General features: G+C 69.0%; 3 protein-coding genes. 2 read left to right on the top strand and 1 reads right to left on the bottom strand.

The window, feature by feature from the left end; genetic code table 11:
* The coding region (locus A9W96_RS13460) for a GntR family transcriptional regulator (protein WP_067140357.1) at window positions 1–715 on the bottom strand (715 nt) is incomplete at its 3' end.
* 144 nt (window positions 716–859) lie between these two features.
* Here A9W96_RS13460 and A9W96_RS13455 point away from each other — a divergent pair.
* A complete protein-coding gene (locus A9W96_RS13455) occupies window positions 860–1,882 on the top strand; it encodes a cupin (RefSeq protein ID WP_066878545.1) in 1,023 nt (340 codons plus the stop codon).
* Window positions 1,883–1,936: 54 nt separating this feature from the next.
* Window positions 1,937–2,186: BatA domain-containing protein (locus tag A9W96_RS13450; protein ID WP_197499510.1), on the top strand; the 250-nt coding region annotated here is incomplete at its 3' end.

Below are 2,186 nucleotides of genomic sequence, written 5' to 3'. Positions count from 1 at the left end.
GATCGACAGCCCGGACAAGCCGTGCCGGGCCCGTAGCTGGGGGCACGATGGCTTGGACGATCCCTACAGGAGTCCGCACCGTGCTGGCCAGGTGGGTCTGCACCGCCCGGAGCGCCCGCGGCAGGTCGCCGTCGCGCAGGGCCTCGGCGATGCCCCGATGCTCGGCCATGATCGTAGCCACCCGATCGGGTTCACGCAGCGCCGATTCCCCGATCATCCGCATCTGGCGGTCGCGCAGCGTTGAGTAGAAGTTGGACAGGATGGCGTTGCCCGACTCTTCCAGGGTGATGGCGTGGAAGGCGCGGTCGGACTCCAGGAATTCCCGCCAGTCGGCGGCCGCCGCGGCCGCCCCCTGCCGTCGCAGCTCGCCGGATTGCCGTTCGAAGACCACGGCCCACACGGCGGGACCGCGTCCCACCACCTTGGCCGCCGCGAACTGCTCGAGCACCAGCCGGGCCTCCATCACCGCGCGGACCTCGCCGGGCGAGACCGGGACCACCAGGGCGCCGCGCTGGGGATACAACCGCAACAGCCCCTCGGCCTCGAGGCGCAGGAACGCCTCGCGCACCGGGGTGCGTGACATCCCCAGCGCGGTCGCGACGTCGCCTTCGCTGATCAGCTCGCCGCCGGCGAACTCGCCGGTGAGGATCTGGGCCTTGACGTGATCCAGCGCGCGATCCTTGGCCGTGCCCGGCCGCGGGCTCTTCGCCGCCATACCGCCCCGCTCTGGTAGCTAAGTCGTATCTCAAGGGTGCTCCTGACCGTACACGAGCCTTCTTTTACCAGGGCATATTGACACTAAGATACAAGATAAATACTATTCGGATACGAGAGATGCCCAAGCGGTGAGGAGACCGAGATGGCCACGACGCAGACATTGACCCCGAACCTGGATCCGACGATCCCGGCACCGATGATCAACGTGGCCGAGTACGGGTTCGAGGGCCGCTTCGAAGAGTGGGCCGCCCAGGCCGAGTACTTCGAGTACTCCAAGGCGGCCAACCCCATCGGGTCGGGGCACGTCCCGGCGGTTCCGCTGCGCCGGTTCGATCCCGAGCTCTACCTCGATGCCGCAACCGGCGTGATCCCGCTGGACCTGTCCCGGGAGCTGGGCATCGGCACCGGCGCGGCGACCAGCCCGGCGCTGCTGGCCAACTTCGTCAGCATCCGCGCAGGCGAGCAGATCGACACCAGCCCCAACGCCACCTCGCAGCTGTACTACGTGCTGTACGGGCGCGGCTTCGCGGCGGTCAACGGCCGGCTGGTCGAGTGGGAGAAGGGCGACTTCGTGACGTTGCCCGCCGGTTGCCGGTCGGTGTTCTACGCCGCCGCCGACACGGCCATGTACTGGGTGCACGACGAGCCGTTGATGCGATACCTGGGCGCCGAGGCCACCCGGCCGCGCTTCGAGGCGACCAAGTTCCGCCGCGCCGACGCGGTGGCCAAGCTCGAGGAGATCGCCGCGCGCCCCGGCGCCAACGAGAAGAGCCGGGTGAGCGTGCTGTTGGCCAACGCCGATCAGGAGCAGACGCTGACCATCACGCACGTGCTGTGGGCCATGTTCGGGGTGCTGCCGCCCAACCAGGTCCAGCGCCCGCACCGGCACCAGTCGGTCGCGCTGGATCTCATCCTCGACGCCCCGGCGTCCGGCTGCTACACGCTGCTGGGCACCCGCCTCGACTCCCGCGGCGACATCGTCGATCCCATCCGGGTGGACTGGCGGGCGGGTTGCGCCTTCACCACCCCGCCGGGCATGTGGCACGCCCACTACAACGAGACCGACGAGCCCGCCCACCTGATTCCCGTTCAGGACGCCGGGCTGCACACCCACCTGCGCAGCCTGGACATCAAGTTCACCCAGCGCCGCGACCTGGCCGGGTGATCCCCCGGCGGCGGCCCATGCACCGCCGGAGTTCGGCGAATAGTGTGGCTGGACATGAAGGTGCCCCTGCTGGGACCGGTGTCGCTCACGGGCTTCCAGAACGCCTGGTTCTTCCTGGTCCTGTTGATCGTGCTGCTGGTGATCGGCCTTTACGTCGTGCAGCAGTTCGCCCGTCGTCGCCGGGTGCTGCGCTTCGCCAACATGGAGGTGCTGGAGCGGGTCGCGCCGCCGCGGCCAAGCAAGTGGCGTCACGTGCCGACCATTCTGTTGGCCGCCGCGCTGGTGTTGCTGACCACCGCGATGG

It is taken from the genome of Mycobacterium sp. 1245852.3 (assembly GCF_001669335.1).
Lineage (GTDB): Bacteria > Actinomycetota > Actinomycetes > Mycobacteriales > Mycobacteriaceae > Mycobacterium > Mycobacterium europaeum_A.
The sequence above is the reverse complement of the archived record's forward strand: the minus strand, read 5'-3'. Positions and strand labels throughout refer to the sequence as shown.